General features: G+C 35.3%; 16 protein-coding genes. 6 read left to right on the top strand and 10 right to left on the bottom strand.

The genetic code is table 11. The annotated features are described in order from the left end of the window. The first annotated feature begins 308 nt into the window (after positions 1-308). Positions 309-626, top strand: a complete 318-nt coding sequence (locus KI369_RS12260) for a DUF1433 domain-containing protein (RefSeq protein WP_212956117.1) — start codon at positions 309-311, stop codon at positions 624-626. Positions 627-737: 111 nt separating this feature from the next. Here KI369_RS12260 and ecsC read toward each other — a convergent pair whose 3' ends face one another. From ecsC to ecsA, 3 genes are read right to left on the bottom strand one after another with little or no spacing between them, the layout of a single operon-like run. Continuing rightward, positions 738-1,445, bottom strand: coding sequence for an ecs operon protein EcsC (gene ecsC / locus KI369_RS12255; RefSeq protein ID WP_000634126.1), 708 nt, complete (start codon positions 1,443-1,445; stop codon positions 738-740). A 13-nt stretch (positions 1,446-1,458) separates the two neighbouring features. Beyond that, the gene (gene ecsB / locus KI369_RS12250; protein WP_212956116.1) at positions 1,459-2,670 is read right to left on the bottom strand and encodes an ABC transporter permease; all 1,212 of its coding nucleotides are present in this window, start codon (positions 2,668-2,670) and stop codon (positions 1,459-1,461) included. Next, on the bottom strand, positions 2,663-3,406 hold the full coding sequence (gene ecsA, locus KI369_RS12245; RefSeq protein ID WP_001292603.1) for an ABC transporter ATP-binding protein EcsA: 744 nt from the start codon (positions 3,404-3,406) through the stop codon (positions 2,663-2,665). The genes ecsB and ecsA overlap by 8 nt, the downstream gene beginning before the upstream one ends. Before the next feature lie 559 nt (positions 3,407-3,965). Between ecsA and KI369_RS12240 the strand changes: the two genes are divergently transcribed. The 3 genes from KI369_RS12240 (at position 3,966) to KI369_RS12230 (ending at position 5,804) form a co-directional block, all read left to right on the top strand. Further along, entirely contained in the window at positions 3,966-4,400 is a 435-nt protein-coding gene (locus KI369_RS12240) for an HIT family protein (protein ID WP_001016835.1), read from the top strand. 185 nt (positions 4,401-4,585) lie between these two features. After that, positions 4,586-4,948, top strand: coding sequence for a YtxH domain-containing protein (locus tag KI369_RS12235; RefSeq protein ID WP_212956115.1), 363 nt, complete (start codon positions 4,586-4,588; stop codon positions 4,946-4,948). A 298-nt stretch (positions 4,949-5,246) separates the two neighbouring features. Then, positions 5,247-5,804, top strand: coding sequence for an HTH-type transcriptional regulator Hpr (locus KI369_RS12230; protein WP_000834920.1), 558 nt, complete (start codon positions 5,247-5,249; stop codon positions 5,802-5,804). Between the two features lies 1 nt (position 5,805). On the opposite strand, the gene KI369_RS12225 is transcribed toward KI369_RS12230, so the two are convergent. Continuing rightward, on the bottom strand, positions 5,806-6,144 hold the full coding sequence (locus tag KI369_RS12225) for a DUF1878 family protein (protein ID WP_212956114.1): 339 nt from the start codon (positions 6,142-6,144) through the stop codon (positions 5,806-5,808). Positions 6,145-6,262: 118 nt separating this feature from the next. Here KI369_RS12225 and KI369_RS12220 point away from each other — a divergent pair, with 118 nt between their 5' ends. Further along, complete coding sequence (locus KI369_RS12220) at positions 6,263-6,457, top strand: hypothetical protein (protein ID WP_000172690.1); 195 nt, start codon at positions 6,263-6,265, stop codon at positions 6,455-6,457. Positions 6,458-6,487: 30 nt separating this feature from the next. On the opposite strand, the gene KI369_RS29765 is transcribed toward KI369_RS12220, so the two are convergent. Then, positions 6,488-6,601: a YjcZ family sporulation protein gene (locus tag KI369_RS29765; protein WP_306467428.1), complete on the bottom strand. Its 114-nt coding sequence runs from the start codon at positions 6,599-6,601 to the stop codon at positions 6,488-6,490. A gap of 280 nt (positions 6,602-6,881) precedes the next feature. Here KI369_RS29765 and prsA point away from each other — a divergent pair, with 280 nt between their 5' ends. Next, entirely contained in the window at positions 6,882-7,745 is an 864-nt protein-coding gene (prsA, locus tag KI369_RS12215) for a peptidylprolyl isomerase PrsA (RefSeq protein WP_212956113.1), read from the top strand. A 36-nt stretch (positions 7,746-7,781) separates the two neighbouring features. Here prsA and KI369_RS12210 read toward each other — a convergent pair whose 3' ends face one another. The 5 genes from KI369_RS12210 to KI369_RS12190 all read right to left on the bottom strand — a co-directional run. Beyond that, complete coding sequence (locus KI369_RS12210; RefSeq protein WP_212956112.1) at positions 7,782-12,761, bottom strand: AAA family ATPase; 4,980 nt, start codon at positions 12,759-12,761, stop codon at positions 7,782-7,784. A gap of 75 nt (positions 12,762-12,836) precedes the next feature. Beyond that, positions 12,837-14,003, bottom strand: a complete 1,167-nt coding sequence (locus tag KI369_RS12205) for a tetratricopeptide repeat protein (RefSeq protein ID WP_000433039.1) — start codon at positions 14,001-14,003, stop codon at positions 12,837-12,839. A gap of 44 nt (positions 14,004-14,047) precedes the next feature. Beyond that, positions 14,048-15,565, bottom strand: a complete 1,518-nt coding sequence (locus KI369_RS12200; RefSeq protein WP_212956111.1) for an Hsp70 family protein — start codon at positions 15,563-15,565, stop codon at positions 14,048-14,050. Positions 15,566-15,858: 293 nt separating this feature from the next. Next, a complete protein-coding gene (locus KI369_RS12195) occupies positions 15,859-16,146 on the bottom strand; it encodes a hypothetical protein (protein WP_000105692.1) in 288 nt (95 codons plus the stop codon). 32 nt (positions 16,147-16,178) lie between these two features. Continuing rightward, the coding region (locus tag KI369_RS12190; RefSeq protein ID WP_212956110.1) for a hypothetical protein at positions 16,179-18,812 on the bottom strand (2,634 nt) is incomplete at its 5' end.

Genomic DNA, 18,812 nt, shown 5'->3' with positions numbered 1-18,812 from the left:
ATAACTGCAGATATAAATTATAAAGATAAATATAAGGTTGAAAGTATTAGTTATGATGACTGAAATTAATATGAAAATACAATATATTTTTTTGGGGCATTCATATTAATTCTAATTATTTCATGTGTATATAAAGGCTAGGATGACTATTCAATCAGCCTGACTTCTAACATTAAAAATTTAAAACTTAAAAACTAATAACCTTTTTACTTTAGAGTCCCGTTTCTTTATACCCATCCACACCATATTCTGTGGATATACATTTTAGTTAACAGGAATATAACGCACTATTAACGGAGTGATTATTCGTGAAAAAATATGCTATAAAATTATTCTTTATCTTTACACTTATCCTTTTAGGGGGATGTACTATGGATCAAAAAAATGAGGAACAACAAATCGTTAATAAAGCAACAGAAACTACAATTCAACATTTTAAAGAAAAAGAGGATTTAGAAGTAATAATTACAAGTCATAAATTTGCTCCTAATGATTTTCAAACAGTTTTTATAAATGGACATGTTAAAGATGATAAAAATAAAACATTCTCGGCAGCTGTTGAATACGCTAATGATTATCACATCGGTTCCATTTCCACATCTGAAGGTTTTGATTTAAAACAATAAATCTAACGGTTTCACTTCAACATAACTAGTTAAGTTTGTTTCTTTCATTCAGGAGTGTTCCTTATAAAAAATAAAAAGCATCCTAAATCACAATTTTAGGATGCTTTCTTGTTAATCCCTATTCAACAATCGCATACGATAACAGTTCATCGTCACTTCCCCGAGTCTTTGCAGTAGTTGATAGTTCGCATATGCGCCGACCGGGGCACCGATTATTGGTACGAGCTGAAGCATTTTGGCTAAATCGATATAGTCTCGGTACTCTGTTTGGAACTTTTCCCAGTCCATATGATTTTCTTCTTCTGTATCCCACGTTTCGATTGCTTTCCATATTTCTTTCCGGTGGTCGTCACTTGAAAAGGCGAGCTGAAAGACATGAAGGATAAAAAGGCGCTCTTCTTTGTCGCTCGTGTCAAATCCGTACAGTGTTGCTGCATCGAATAAAAATTTAATTTTAATGCCGAGTAAAAGCGGAAAGTCAGCAAGGCCAAGGAGAATACCGCCAGCTCCCGTCCCTGCTCCTTCTGCCGCTGCTATTTTTTTGTACTCATCCATTTTTTTACGTACTTCGTCGTCTCTTCTTTGCAATGACCAGTTCGTCTCTTTTAATTTCGGCTTTATAAAGTTTGATCCGGCACTAATCGTTTGCACCATCATCCGAATCGTTTCTGTTAATACTTTTTGCACTTTCGCCGGAATAAGCTGCTGTACTTTCGTCTGCACTTTCTTTGAGAACCGTGTCATCATAGAAGAATCTTTCATGAATGTAGCTTTCCACTGCTCCAATTCTTTTATAACCTTCTCTTCGTATGTAATCATAGGTTCATTCCCTTCAATTTAAACGCTCAATACGTTTCGCCCCGTATTGATAAACGAAACCGATACTAAATACTATGCTTACGACTAGTAAAATTCCCGTCATCATGAAATCTTTCGTCGCAAGAGCAAATATAACTGTAAATACCACGCTGCCAGTAAGAAGAATTGCATTTAATAAAGTAAGAAAATCTTTCTTCTTCTCTTCTCCCCCGACCGGATACAAATCAAGCCAAATCTTCATGCGGTGATGCTTCCATAAAGTTAATAGCTGATAACCGATTAAGTATAGGAAAATAAGGCTTACGATAAATCGTCCATATAAAAACGGAATGAAGTAAAGAATAACTCCGCCAAGAGCGAGCAGGCGCACATATAAGCCAAAATAGTTACCAGATCGTAAAAATGTTCTCGTATATAAGTATAAATACGTACGCTTTTCACCAATCATCGAAAGGATGAAATCGAGCCATTTTCTGCGTGCTACTCTTTCTTTTAATGCTGGTACATCAACGAACATATTCGCGATGCGATACAGCAGCATCATCTTCTTACCTTCTTCAGAAATTAAGTACTCCCAGTTTAACGGCTTTCCCTTCACCATTTGATGCAGCATCACAAGGTATAACACCATGAGAAGGACGATTCCACCAATAAACATAACGGAAGTACGTTCTACAAGGAAGTACACAAATAAGCCGTTTAAAATAAAACGAATGAGCCAATCAGCTCTTTGTATATTTTGATCTGTTAAAAATGATTTTTCCCACGCGACGAATAAGTTCCACGCTTTTACAATGACAAACGCGAGTACAATCCATATGTAAGCCGCTCCTGTTTGCTTCATTTGCTGGAAGTATAACGGGGCAAGCGCTGCCGCTACGATTGCGATTATGTATAACTGAATCATAAACGTAAAGAGAAATGCCTTTGTGAAATAAGGTTTTAACTTTTCTTCAACTGGCAATAAGTAAACGAGATCCGCTTCTTTTAATAACGTTTGGATTGATCCAGCCGTTAATACGAGTCCAAGCAACACTGCCATAACGAGCGCCGCCGGAAACGAAGGGGTTAACGTTTGTAACCATTGCTGATAATAATACGCTCCTGCGCCGATGATGAATACAAAAATAAATTTCAAATGATCATTAAATACGTATTTACTATATGTACGAACTTCTTTTAGAAAGTGACGAAATCGTTCTTTCCATAATGCTGTGCTATTCATAATCTTCTTCCTTCGTTAATGCAATATAAATATCATCTAGCGTTGCACCTGGCATATTAAACTGTGATTGCAGTTCAGATAATGTTCCCTTCGCTCTTACTTCACCTTGATGCAAAATAATGAACGAATCACAATAACGCTCTGCCGTCGCTAAAATGTGTGTACTCATTAAGATTCCTGCACCGCTCTTTTTCATTTGATCCATCATTTGAAGTAGGGATTGAATCGCTAACGGATCAAGCCCAACGAACGGTTCGTCCACAATGTAAAGAGATGGTTCCACTAAAAACGCACTCATAATCATTACTTTTTGTTTCATCCCTTTTGAGAAATGAGATGGAAACCATTTTAAACGATTTTTCATGCGAAATTCTTGTAATAGTTGTCCTACGCGTTCTTCATATTGCTTTTCATCGACACCGTACGCCATCGCTGTTAACTTCAAATGTTCTTCTAGCGTTAGCTCGTCATATAATACTGGTGTTTCTGGGATGAACGAAAAACTAGAACGGTACGCTGTCATATCATCACGAATTGTTTTCCCATTAATTGTGACAGTTCCTTTTTTCGGTTCCATTAAACCGATAATATGTTTAATCGTCGTACTTTTACCCGCTCCATTCAAACCGATTAAGCCGACAAGTTCGCCTTTATTCACAGAGAACGAAACATCTTTTAGTACAGGTCGCTTCGTATATCCTCCTGTAACATTTTCTACACGCAATAACTCGCTCATACGACACCACTTTCTTCATTAGTATTCATTCTATATTCATCTTACCAAAAATGGCGCTGTACTACATAGTATCGATGTCTTAAAAAATTTTTAAATTTGTTCGCATATATTTTTACGAAAGCGGACATCATAATTAGTGAAGAAGGAACACATTGAAAAAGCGACCACCAATTGATGAGTACAACAACATAGTGAAGTCATCATGAAATGGGGTGTCCATGTTGGACAAAGAAATTTACACATAACCAGATCATTTGTTTCATTTTAGAAACGGGGTGTCTCCGAAAGAGCATATACTGTTTTAAAAAATAAACAATTTCCTTTTATAAAAGATTGCAATTCATTTCACTTGAAAATGGGGTGTCTACGGCAGAAACTTTAGCCGATTTACCGTGCATTTCTTAAATAAATGAGGTGTCTGCGAAACGTAAATTACGATAATGCTTTTTCAATCCCTCTTCAGAAAACAGGAAGCTGAGTCAGCTTCCTGTTTTTCGTGTTTGTTCTCTTATGTAATTATGGTAAAATACGGCTAAGGATATTTGAAAGGATGAGATCGATGAATCATACAGCAGATAATTGTATTTTTTGCAAAATCATTGACGGGCAAATCCCTTGCTCCAAAGTATACGAAGATGAACATGTGCTTGCATTTTTAGATATTAGTCAAGTAACAAAAGGACATACCCTTGTTATTCCAAAAGTTCACAAACAAGACATTTTTGCGTTAACGCCAGAAATCGCATCACATATTTTTTCTGTCGTTCCGAAAATCGCAAATGCGATTAAAGCAGAGTTTAATCCAGTTGGCTTTAACCTACTTAACAACAACGGCGAAAAAGCTGGACAAACTGTGTTCCACTTCCACCTTCATTTAATTCCACGCTATGGTGAAAAAGATGGTTTCGGTGCTGTTTGGAAATCACATCAAAATGAATATACAATGGAAAATTTACAAAACATCGCAAGTACAATTGCAAATAGTGTGAAATAGTGACACTATAATAAGAAGTAATACATAACAAGCCACTTTCCTAAAGTGATTAAATATTGCACGGCTTGTTTCTCCATTTAAGATGCCGGGGAATGTGCACTGCACACTTTTCTTCCCCTTGTCTTAAAGATATGCATATTTTTTCACATCATGAATACGAACAAAAAATAAGGAGGTTTCCTTTTATGTCAAAAGCTAAATCCTTTATTACAGGTGTCATTTGCGGCGGAGCAGTTGCTGGATTAGCTGTTCTTTTCTCTACTCCTTCTTCTGGTAAAGCTATGCGCGGTAAGCTGAAAGAAAAAGGAACTGATATTAAAAAGACTTTAGCTGATATTACAGCTGATACAAAATTATTAAAACGTCAAATCGTTGAAACTGCTTCAGAAGGTAAAGAAGTGTTTCAAGAATTAAAAGACGATATGCAAGACACGCTTTCTAACTGGAAGCAAGATATTTCTCAAAACAAACGACATATTGAGCAAGAGATTTTGGACATTCAAAAATCAATTGAAAAACTACAAGAAGCTGTTCCGGAAAAGGCGTAAACAAATTCCTGCTTAGTTTTTTGCATATAACAAATATTTTTTATATAAATTGACCTTAACACGGCATATCACACAGATATGCCGTGTTTTTATGCATTTACAATATATGTTATCACTTAACATGTAAGGACAACACATGTATTCACGACTCATAAAACGCTTCCATAGATATGCATGATTTGTATAGAATGTCATTTTTCCAAAAAATTTTCACAATTCTCACAAAAAGACTTTATTAATTTTTATTTTACTGGCATAATAGATAGTAATGAAAAAGAATGTTAAAGTGGGTGAGTAAATGAAAAGTGGAGAAAAAGATTACTCGGTAAAAGAAGCGATGATTTTCAGCCAACGCATTGCTCAATTATCGAAAGCGTTATGGAAATGTGTAGAGAAAGATTGGCAACAGTGGATTAAACCTTACGATTTAAACATTAATGAGCATCATATTTTATCAATCGCTTATCATTTAAAAGGGGCTTCTATTTCTGAGATTGCTAAGTTTGGAGTTATGCACGTATCAACGGCGTTTAACTTCTCGAAAAAACTGGAAGAACGCGGTTATCTTGTATTCTCGAAAAAAGAAGATGATAAACGAAATACGTACATTGAGATTACAGACAAAGGGGAAGAATTACTACTTCGTTTAATGGAGGAGTATGATCCTGAAAATAACTCTGTATTTAATGGGGCTCTTGCACTTCGTAATTTCTACGGTAAGTTCCCAGAAAATATCGAACTTATCGCTATCTTGCGCAACATTTACGGACAAGACTTCATCGATATTTTTGAGAAATCATTAGAGAATATTGAGGAGAATTTTACGGAATCCGATCAGAAGTTAGTTAAGAAGTAATCTATTTATTTTTCGCAATCATGCTTAAGAATTCATTCATAAGCGGCTTAAATAAACCTTGTTTTGCTAGCGCTTCCGCAGTTTCGTGTACTTCGAGCTGATGTGGAAGCGCTTTTTCAAATTGATTTAACAGCGCATCGAACAGAAGAAGCCCTTCTGCTTTCTCCACTACATATTGCTCGTTCAGTATTTCACAAAGATGTAGTATACGTTCAATATCTTTTTTACGAGCTTTTTTCTTTATGATCAAAGAATAAAATGGACACTTTTCTTCATCAATCATTTTAAATAGTAGGTCTACGTAGTATTCAGCTTGTTCTAATCTTCTAACAACGTCCATTTTCTCCCTCTCTTTCTAACACAAAGTCTTCTATTTCTGAATTTTATAACACGAACAAAATATCGTATGATACAATATATAAAGTATATGTATTTTAGCCAAAAGGAGGTCTCGCCTCATGACACTTATAACAGTTGTTTTTGTCGCATTCGCACTTCTTGTTATATTTTACACGAATTTCATGACACATACACTGTGTGAACGAAAACAAATAGCTGCGAGCCGCCAACCCGGTGTCTTTCGGGTTATTAATGTATGTATAACAATTTTATTAATTTCTAGTTATATAGAAATTATATTTCATGGAAAGTGAGGAAGGAAGCCCCTTCCTCACTTTTTTCCTCTATAAGCAAATTATACCTACTATAACCAATAAAATAAACAGTACAAGTAATAAAATAAGTTGAGAATTCATCCCCATCCCCTCCTCTTTTTTGTATATGCGGCATGCGCCCAATATGGAACACCTTCAAAATCTGACACGTACTGGTTAATTTTTCTTTATCAATATGAAATCGAGTCGAAATATGATATATTAAATTTTGTACATATTGCTTATACTATGAAATAACTGACACGCATCTTAACTTTATCCTCAAGCCTCGGTAAGCCCTGTTAAGCGCGCTTTACCAATAGAAAAAGCAAAAGTATCAGTGAGACTTAATCGGGCTCTTATGAAGCAAAATTCATTGGTGTAGGATAAATTAAAAATACATAATAGTAGGAGTGTTTATCGAATGAAGAAAGCTATGCTTGCCTTAGCCGCAACAAGTGTAATCGCATTATCAGCATGTGGAACATCATCATCAGACAAAATTGTTACATCTAAAGCTGGTGACATTACAAAAGACGAGTTCTACGAGCAAATGAAGACACAAGCTGGTAAACAAGTACTAAACAACATGGTTATGGAAAAAGTACTTATTAAAAACTACAAAGTTGAAGACAAAGAAGTAGACAAAAGATTCGATGAAACGAAAAAACAAGTTGGTGATCAATTCGATACACTGTTAAAACAACAGGGTATGAAAGAAGAAACATTTAAAAATATGTTACGTGCTCAATTAGCTCAAGAAAAAGCAATTGAAAAAACAATTACTGATAAAGAATTAAAAGACAGCTACAAGCCTCAAATTAAAGCAAGCCACATTCTTGTAAAAGATGAAGCTACTGCGAAAAAGGTTAAAGAAGAACTTGGACAAGGTAAATCTTTCGAAGAGTTAGCGAAACAATACTCTGAAGATACTGGTTCAAAAGAAAAAGGTGGAGACTTAGGATTCTTCGAACATGGTAAAATGGTTAAAGAATTCGAAGATGCTGCTTATAAACTGAAAAAAGATGAAGTAAGCGAACCTGTAAAAACCCAATTCGGTTACCACATCATTAAAGTTACAGACATTAAAGAGCCAGAAAAATCATTCGAGCAATCAAAAGCTGACCTGAAAAAAGAGTTAGTTGCGAAGAAAACACAAGACGGCGAATTCATGAACGATCTTATGATGAAAGAAATCAAAAAAGCTGACGTAAAAGTTGACGATAAAGATTTGAAAGATCTTTTCAAAGAGCCAAAAGCTGATGAAAAGAAAGACGAAAAGAAATAATGAATTAAAAAAAGCTTGGGCTTAGGCCCAAGCTTTTTACTTAATATCAGTTTCTTCGATTTTCATTAAATTGTCACGAGTTAAATTTACACCTCGTAAACGTACTGCTTGATTTCGTTTTGTTTCCTCATATACATTTCGTACATATCTTCCGTTACCAAACTGTTCTGCTGTTCGAGCTATTTCAGCCTTCGCTCGAAGTTTCTCATAAGCAGCCTCTGTTAACTCATATCCGTTCTCTTTAAACATTTTCTCTCCCATTTGCAGTAGCTCATCAACACTATAATCTTTAAATTCAATTCTATTTGGAATACGCGACCTCAGTCCTGGATTTGTATTTAAAAACCCTTCCATTTCATCCGTATACCCAGCAAGAATTACGATTAAATCTTCACGATGGTCTTCCATCGCTTTTAATAACGTATCAATCGCTTCCTTCCCAAAACCATGGCTAGTATTTACATCTTTAGCTAGAGCGTAAGCTTCATCAATAAATAGCACTCCACCAAGGGCCGATTGAATCACTTCTTTTGTTTTTATAGCCGTTTGACCTACATATCCAGCAACAAGACCAGAACGATCTACTTCAATTACCTTATTAGAAGAGAGAATTCCTAGATGATACAGTAACTCTGCCACAACTCTTGCTACAGTCGTTTTTCCTGTTCCTGGATTACCAGTGAAGATCATATGTAATGCAGATCCTTCATCTACTGGCAAACCTAAGTTTTTCCTTGTTTGTGTAATTCGAATTTGATCTTGTAAACTTCTCATAAAGTCTTTCACTTCATTCAATCCAATAATTGCTTGTAAATGTTCTTCTAATTGGAATTCTGCAGTTGCATTATTTTGTTCCTTCTCAAAATCTTCAGGAAGTAAAGTAACCATTTCATTTTCATCTAGAATTCCTTCATTTACAATCCGATTATCTAACTCCCTCTTAGCTTTCTCAATTACATTTCGTACCAATCTTCCATTTCCTGCATCGGCTTTCAAGCGTTTTACCTCTCTTGCAAGCACTTTCGACAACGGTGCAATTGACTCCTCTGCTAATACCAGTCCTTCTTTTTCTGTCGTTACCTTTGCAATCTCTACTAATTCAGCAACCGAATAATCCTGGAAATATACATCATTCGGGAATCGAGATTTCAGACCTGAGTTCGCTTGTAAAAAGTCCTGCATTTCTTTCTCGTATCCAGCTAGTATAACGATAACGCTATCTCGATGATCTTCCACTAGTTTCACTAATGTATCAATCGCTTCTCTACCAACATTATCAGTACTCAACGCATATGCTTCATCTATAAACAGTACTCCACCAAGTGCAGACATAAATACTTCTCTTACCTTCTCAGGCGTTTGACCAGCGTAAGGGGAAATAAGATTACTCTTATCCACCTCAATCAATTTACCGCTTTTTAAAACCCCCATTCTCTTTAATAAATCACCAACTACACGAGCTACAGTCGTTTTTCCTGTCCCTGGATTACCAGTGAAAATCATATTTAAATTTTGAGAAGACTTCTGCCTAATCCCAACGCTTTGGCGAAGTTGCTGGGCAATTAGCTGTTTTTCTAATGAACGGACGAAATCTTTTATGTCCGTTAATCCAACAATTGTTTCTAGCTCTTTTTCTAAATCAAATTCTTTATCTCTTGTATCTACGAGAAAATCTGGTGCTTTGAAAGTAATAAGTTCTGTAGAATCCGTATATTCGCATTCACTTTTACTAATTCGTGCTGACTGTCTACGGATCCCTTCCTCCACAATATTTCTAATCATTCTTCCGTTTCCTGATTCTGCGGAAGATAGCTGCATTTCAGATTCTACTCTTTCCACTAAAGCCTCTCTTGCCTCTTCTGTTAAAACGAATTCTCTTCCTTTAATCATGCTTTCTCCAATCGCAACAAGCTCCTGTAGAGAATAATCTTTGAAGTCAACATTTAAAGGGAATCGAGATTTCAGACCTGAATTTGTTTTGAGGAATTCTTTCATTTCCTTCTCATACCCAGCTAGTATAACGATTATATTCTCTCGATGATCTTCCATAAGTTTTACAATTGTATCGATTGCTTCTTTTCCATAACTATCAGTAGCTAACGCATACGCTTCATCTATAAATAATATCCCGCCTAAAGCAGACATAAATTTGTCAGTTGTTTTCGGCGCTGTTTCTCCTACATATCTCCCAACAAGCCCACCACGATCAACTTCAACAAAGTGTCCTGATTTTAAAATTCCCATCTCTTTCATCATTGTCCCTAATAATCTAGCGACAGTTGTTTTACCAGTTCCAGGGTTACCAGTAAAGATCATATTCAAGCTTTGATTCATCGTAGAGTGTAATCCAGCAGTCTTCCTTTTCTTTTGCGCTACAAGCTGAAGTTCCATCTCCCTCATAAATTCTTTCACTTGATCGAGGCCAATAATTTTATCTAATTCAGCATTTAAGTCAAATGTATTTTCGGCACCTAATCCAAAATCTTCTTTCGTTAACATATTTAATTCTTCATCACTTAAAAGTTTTAAAGCTCCACCAGAACCTTTAAGTCGAACTGATTGCTCTGCTATAGCTTTCTCAACAATATTTCTTGCCAAGCGTCCATTTCCAGAATCATTTTTTCCGGGTATTTGTTTTCTCGTAAATTCTTCAATCAATTCATCTTTCAAATCATCTTCAATAGTAAACCCTTCACTTTCTACAATTTTTTCAGAAATCATGAAAAGTTCTTCAGATGTATAATCCGGAAAATCTATATGATTATTAAATCTAGATTGCAGGCCTGGATTTGTCTTTAAAAAATCGTCCATTTCATCCTTATATCCAGCAAGAATTACAACTAAATCTTCTCTAAGGTCTTCCATTCCTTTAACTATAGTGTCAATGGCTTCTTTCCCAAAATCATTTCCTCCACCTCTAGCTAAGGAATATGCTTCGTCGATAAATAAAACCCCGCCTTTTGCAGAATCAATCACAGCTTGTGTTTTTGGCGCTGTATGTCCTATATATTGACCGACTAAACGAGATCGATCTACTTCCACTAAATGACCGCTTGATAAATAACCTAAAGCCTTTAAGTATTTCGATACTAATCGTGCGATAGTAGTCTTACCCGTACCTGGGTTTCCTGTAAAGATAAAATTCATCGTTAAACGCGTTTGTTTCGACCCGCGAGATTGTCTAATCTTTTGTAATGCCAAAAACTCTTCCAGCTGAAATACTCTTTCTTTCACTGCATTTAAACCAATAACTTTTTCAAATTCTTTTTTAATATTTTCTAAATTTTCTGCTCCTGCTTTTTTACGAGTAACTTGTATTTTCTCCACACCATCATCTAAATATAATTCATCTGATGCTGTAAGCTGATAAATGATGCCTGGTTCTACTTTTCCTGATATGCGTAAATTAGTGATAGATTGATAAATATCATCTTCTATATAATTCTTAATTCCGTGTACACCCATTGCTAAATTGGCTTTCTCAACAATAAAGTCAGATACACCATGAGTGTAATTCATATTCACTTGTAATTTCGTATGAATACGTTTTTGATATTTTTTCAAATAACGATCTGATATTTTTGTTAAAGTACGGGGCGGTAATACAGACGTTTGCGGATAATCTATTATTTTCTCTAATACTGTGGCCGGAAACATTGTACGAATATCTTTCAAATCTTTTTCGGTAGATAAAATAATTAACTTATTTTCTATTCGAATCGAATCAATGCTTTTCTCCGCTAAACTGCTATATGTTTTTTCGAGCGTTTGCCAATTCGCATTGTAAATATAGCGATCCTTCAACTTAATTTTTCCATCCATAATTAATTCTGATAACTTAGAAATTAAATTAGGCGGACATTTATCGATATTATCAAAGTACAATACATCTGATTCAGACTTGATTCCTCTATATACATCTGATAAAAAAGTACTTTCAATATCTGACGCTCCAAGCGAACTGCTAATATCGATATAGTGTACATCTGGTTTTTCATATAAATCATACTCATTCATAATCGCTGTTAAATATTTTACGGATTTATATATACCTGTACCTTTTCGACCAGAGACAAAAATAACATTTTTTAAGTTCGCATCTGGACGTTCGTAAATAAAGCTTCTCATATAACCCGTACATAACTGATCGATAAACTCTTCCTGACCAAGGATATAGCTATTTAAACGTTTTTTCCCATCTTCAAATACCCTTTTATACTTATCGATTTCGTTGTTACGATTTTGCTCCTCCGTATTGGAATCATAATTCGGGTCTCTTCTTCTTTGCTGCTTATATTCCTCTTTAGGAGGTTGCTTCATATTTACACCTTGAGCATGTAGCATTAACTCACGGAATCGATCAGCCCACGAGGAATTCGGATTTCTCATCAAAAATTTCTTACAACACTTTATACATTGTGCTTCCATTTCTGACTGTAAAAGAGCTTTCGCATAGTAATACTCTAACTCTTCACTCTTTCCGCTTTTCAACGCCTGTTCAAAATATGTAATTGCTTGTTGCACTTGTTTTTTTTCAAATAGATAAGCTTGTCCAATTCTAAAATTTGCTTCATGGTGCGATGCATCTTGACTTAAAACTTTATTGAAGTAAAATCTAGATTTCTCGTAGTTTTCCTGTTTTAAATATAATTTTCCTAACCCCATTAACGTAGTTATATCTGCTTCACCTAAATTATATGCACTTAGAAGCAATGTTTCTGCTTGATTAAGCTCATTCAATTCTACGTAAGTTATCCCTAAATACACCATGTATTCACTATTGCTCTCGTCTAATGATAACGCTTTTTCAAAATACATTTTTGCCTTATCATAATTTCGATTATGTAAAAATAATAATCCGGCTAAATAAAATAACCCTGGATGATCAGAATATCTCGCAAGTAATCCCTCAATTTGAGTCAATGCTTTTGACAATTCTCCTGAATGGACATTTGCTTCAAATAATGATTTAAAAGCCAAAAACTCTTCTTTGTTATATAAATTTGTCGTTGACATTGTATCCCTCCTATAAAGCAATTAAAGATTTATGAATAAAGAAAACTCCTATATAGGAGTTTTCAAATTGTTTCATCATCTTTTACCAAATACAACCGATATGGCGGTTAAAATACTTCGATTTCGCTTCTCTCTTTGGCCCGTATGAACTTCTTTATTATCAAGCCAACCTGGAATTCTACTAATTTTCCAAACAAAATAAAGCAAAGCTCCACTAATTACTAAACTAATAAATGAGAAAGAAAATAGTGCATTTAAGAACCATATTGCTGGAATAAATCCTAAACCAACAAAACGTCCTACAAGGAACTTTGTTTGTAACGCTTTTTCACCTAAATCAATAAATCTTTGAATGAATCCAAGTAAATCTCTATCTGTCGCATAAATCTTAGCTTCTCTTAATAAGATTAGCCCTTGTTCAGCGCTCTCTTGAGAAATATAGCTATAATAAGTCTCACCATTACTCTCTTGAGCATATAGCATCGATAAACACTTATAATAGTAATTATAAGCTAATTCATTACCTAAACTTGGGTCTTTCCCATATGTTTCAATTAATTGATGTAAAATATCAATCGCTTGATCATAATTATCTCTATATCTTGCGATTACTGCCATTCTGAAACGATATGCTCGCTCATTCGGGTTAATGCTTAATGCTTGTTGAGTTAATCTTTCAACATGATCTAATCGCTCTTCAAAGCTTAATTTCGGATGATCGAAATATACATCAGATAAATCATAATAGAATACATCATTATTCGTTTCGATATCCATCGCTTTTCTATACTCATAAATCGCATCATCATACTCATTCCACATATAATGCGCTCTCGCTAATATCGCCCATCCGTGTGCGTTAGCTCCATAATCTTCAGTGACCTTTTTCCCTACAACAATTGCATCTGCAATTCTGCCTTCTTCTAATAGGCTCCATGCATAATCTATTAATTCTTGCGCAGTAGATTCTGTTGTATTATTAAACTGTTCTTGTTGATTCGTATTCACTTCAGATTTAGAACCTTCTAGCATACGGTTATACTCACTTCTCTTCGCTTCATCCAAAAGGATTACCTCAGCTTCAGCAAGAATCTCAACTTTTCGTTCTGCTTCCTGTCTACGCTTTAAATCAGGTGCATTTGTTCTCCCTAACCATTTTCGCTGCGCCTCAGTTAACTTCTCTTTCAGCTCACTTGCTCCAATATTCGGATCGACCTGCAGCAATTCATAATAATTCTCCAAAGGTTAAACACCCCTATCCGTATAAAATACATCAAAAAAAATCGTTATTCTACTGAAATTCCTGCTAATTTTTCAGCTTTTTGTTCAATTGCTGCTTCTGTTAAATTTGATTTTCTTTCAATTTGCATTTCACCTAAATGTTGACCAGTATTTTCATCTTTTCCATAAACGTGTACAACGCCATTTTCATCATATGTAAAAATGAAACGAACTGGGTATCCTTGTGGTTTTGGTCCTCTTAAATCTAGAATCGATTCACCGATAATTTTTACAAAATCAGGGTCACTGTCTTCCCCTTCTGTTACTTGAACGCGAAGAGATGTTTGCCCCTCATCAACTGTATAAAACACAGCTTCTTTACTAGTTGGAATTGGTGTATTTCGAACAATCATTTTTTGGTTAATGTCTCTACCAGTGTTATGATCAACAAGTAACATCCCTAAACTATGCGAGTTTACATCTACTACTCTCGTTTTCGGTTTAAACTCTTCTGCATTGTTAGACGCTTCATTATCTACTTGTAATAAACTTCCTTGAATAGCAGCTCCTAATGCAACTACTTCATCAGGGTTAACATCTTTTGAAGGCTTAATTCCTGTTGTACGTTCAATTAAATCTGAAACAGCTGGAACCCTTGTCGAGCCGCCAACAAGTACAATCTTATCAATATCTCCCCAAGCTAAATCAGCATCTATTAAAACATTCTTCATAATTAAAGCAGTACGACTTAAAAGGGGTGAAAGAAGCTCATCAAATTTTTCTTTTGTCACTTCAACTTTTACTGTACGCCCTTGAGATGAAAGTGTAATAACCGATTTTTTACGAGATGATAGCATTTTTTTACAAGCTTCAGCTTTCTCACGTAAATCTTGTACTGCATTTAAATCATCATATAAATCTAATCCATGCTCTTCTTCAAATTTCTGCTCTACTAATTCAAAGATTTTGTTATCAAAATCGAAACCGCCTAAGTTACGATCTCCCCCAGTAGCCTTAACAATTACTTCATCTTGATTTAGTTGTATCAGCGTCACGTCAAACGTACCTCCGCCTAAATCGTACACCATTACATTCTGCTTTTGCTCACGATTCGCTAAACCATATGCTAATGCAGCAGCCGTCGGTTCGTTAATTACCTTAAGTACTTGTAAGCCAGCAATTCTCCCAGCATCTTGCGTTGCTTTTCTTTGCGCATCATCAAAATATGCTGGTACTGTAATAACAGCTTTCGTCACTTTAGCGCCTATTGCTTCTTCTGCATCTTCTTTTAAACGTTTTAAAATAAGAGCCGAAAGATCCTCAGGTGTAAATACCTCTCCACCTATCGGGAATTTATAACTTGCATTTCCCATCTGTCTCTTCACAAATTGAACAGTATTTGTTGGGTCTGATACAGAAATACTTTTTGCAGTTGAACCTATAACAGGTGATCCATCTTCAAAAAATATAACTGATGGAGTAACTCTTTCTCCCTCACGGTTTGGCAGAATTGTTGGGTTTCCACTATCATCTATGTATGCCACCGCCGAGTTGGTTGTTCCTAAATCGATACCAATAATCACCTAATCAGCTCCTCAATATCCTTTTTTCACTACATATTGTTATAACAACTAAGATAAATCTAACATTTTTTTCACAAATTTACCATAAACACGACTCATTAATTATAATAAATAGTTAAAAAAGTTCCGTCAATGAAAATTTCCCTTAATTTAACTACATCATTTTATGTATATTTTATACCTTCTACAACCATTTTTGTTATGTTTTTTCAGAAAAATCATAAAATTTTTCCTGATATAAAAATAAGGCAGCTTTAGTAAGCACACTACAAGCCACCTTAACTACAAATATATTAAATTTTTTCATCTACAATGCGAATCATAAAGTACTCAACAAGCGATTCAATTGTTAGAAACTTAGTCCCAACTTCGTTCAAATCCATTTCAAAGTTCAGCTCGAAAATATCATGTAATTCAATAAGAGCTGAAATGAACATCCCTACATCCCCAGTGTATCCAACAGGGGATCCATCTATTTTCAACTCTTCTACTGGCTTTAATCCTTTTTCCGAAATCACCGCTAATACCGATGCAATTACAGATTGTATTAAATTCTCTTTTATTGTTTTTAATGTTGACATTTTATCCACCTCATAAATATTTTATTAAACTACTATCTTTTTCGCTTATACAACAGTTTTCCTAATTTAATAGTCAGGAGAGGGATAGCAATCGTAGCATACGTAACGTGACGACCCACATTTTTAGCTTCTTCTCCCAGCCCTTTCGCAAATTCTCTCGTAAATTCTTTCCTTCTAATTAATTCCTTATAATGTGCCATGGCATTTTTCCATTGTTCTACAAATGTATCTCCTTCACCATTTGCTTTTCCTTCCTCAACACGTGTACGAACGTGACGAAGAAATGGAACAATTTCTCCTAACAACCATTCCGTTACTTCACTTGCAAATTCGTCTATAACTTCTTCTATTTTCTCTTGTAATGTTTCACTTATTTCTTCGGGAATTTCATCTACACCAAGTTTACCTTTCACATAATGGTCTACCGATTCTGCGAGTATACTATTATTTCCTTGCAGCGATTCCATAAGGTCACTTACGTCTGCATCAACTTTTACTTCTTGTATTTCTTCGGCAAACTCATTTATCGTATTCTCTGTCTCCGTTGACAGTAACCCCGGCGTCGCCTCTGTAAATTGCTTTTCAACATCTTCCCAGCCATCTAAGTATAATTTACTAGATATTTTCTCTCCAAGATTATCAATAAATGTTTCTCCAAATGTTGTATCTGTCTCCACTTGTAACACTTCTTCTACAATGTCTTCTTTCACATAAGCTTCCGCCGCCGAATCAATCAATGTATCCCTAACTTCTTGTTTACTGTCCTTCTTTAAATCTTCTTCTTCTTTCCTTCTAGCCGCCTCCAAACTAATTTCTTCACGTAGTTCTGCTACCAATTTTTTATAATCGGTCTCCTTAACACTTTCAATTTCAGCACTCATTTGATCGAAGAAAGATGGTGGAAGCTCCTCTTCATACTTAATTGAATCATCCGTCTCTACTTGATTCTCTATCCCCTCTCTTTCTATTTCTCTAACCTTTTTTGTATGATCTTTTTTCTCAGAATCCTTATCATCCACTTCATCAAATAACCCTGGCGTGTCCATATATTTGATAAGATACATTCTTCCATCTTCAAACAGATGTCTCGTTTCTCTCTGAATACCTTTTATATTATAATCCCACCATGCTTTTGGACTCTTATTAGCTGCCTCTAGCTGCGCCTTAAAACTACTTATTATCGTATTTGCTTCACCAGCTTCTCTCCATTTTTTATCACGTGCTTCCAAAATATCTCTTGCATCAGCTAACGGTTTATACTTATCAATGATTTTATTTGCTACTTTCATGCTATCTTCATAAACTGTTTTTATTTCTCTACTAAACTCTTCTTTATTATATTTAAACCATTCTGCCGGCCCTTGCTTTATCGCTTCTATTTGTGCTTTAATACTACCTTTCAATGTGTACTTTTCGTCTCCAGACTCGCTCCATATTTTCTCGCGTTCTATGGCAACTTCTTTTATAGAAAATAGTATTTTATTACCTTCTATCATTTTATTTGCTACTTTCATACTATCTTCATACACATTTTTTATTTCTTTACTAAACTCTTCTTTGTTATATTTCAACCACGCTTTCGGACCTTCTTTTGCCGCATCGATTTGTGCCTTCACACTATTTTTACACATCTCCAATAGCGTTGCGCCCTCGCCATCTTCTATTCGCTTTTCATGTCGCTCTCTCAATGATACTTTTGCATTTGCTATTACCTTATAAGTATCAGTAATTTTATCCGCTATTTTCATGCCGTCTTCATACACATTTTTTATTTCTTTACTAAACTCTTCTTTGTTATATTTCAGCCACGCTTCCGGACCTTCTTTTGCCGCATCGATTTGTGCCCTCACGCTATTTTTACACATTTCTAATAACGTTGTGCCTTCACCATCTTCTATCCGTTTTTGATGACGCTCTTCCAGTGACACTTTTATATTTTTTAACGTTTGATAATTGTCGGTAATTTTATCCGCCATTTTTGCACAATCTTCATACGCAGTTTTTATCTCTTTACTAAACTCTTTCTTATTGTACTCCCACCATGCTTTTGGCCCTTGTTTTGCGGCTTCTATTTGCGCCTCAACACTACTTTTTAATGTGTATTTTCCTTCGCCAGCTTCATTCCATTTTTTATTCCGCTCTTCCAGTACTTCTTTTATAGGACCTAGTATTTTATTATTTTCAATTACTTTATTCGCTAACTTCATTCCATCTTCATACACATGCTTTATCTCTTTACTAAACTCTTCTTTGTTATATTTCAACCACGCTTTCGGACCTTCTTTTGCCGCATCGATTTGTGCTTGTATGGCATTCTTCCACATTTCTTTAAAACTATCACCATAGCCAGCTTCTCTCCAAGCATCTTTTCTTTCTTTTAAAATTTGTCCAATCGTTCGTTGATCTATCTCTTTCTTTTTCTGATCAAACAATTCATCTAAATCGAATCCCGATTCTTCTTCTGTCTCACTTCTCGGCTCAAACTCTTTTTTTACAGTTTCTTCTTCTCCTGGACCTTCCGACGAATCAGTTCCTTCTATATTCTCTCTTGTCTCAGAGGGGTTCTCATCCTCTTGCACTTCTTGTTCCGATGGTTCTTCCGTCTGTTCAAGTTTCTTGTCTTCACCTGTTTCTTCTTGTTTCGGCGTTTCTTCTACTTGCTCTGG

The organism is Bacillus sanguinis (genome assembly GCF_018332475.1).
Lineage (GTDB): Bacteria > Bacillota > Bacilli > Bacillales > Bacillaceae_G > Bacillus_A > Bacillus_A sanguinis.
The sequence above is the reverse complement of the archived record's forward strand: the minus strand, read 5'-3'. Positions and strand labels throughout refer to the sequence as shown.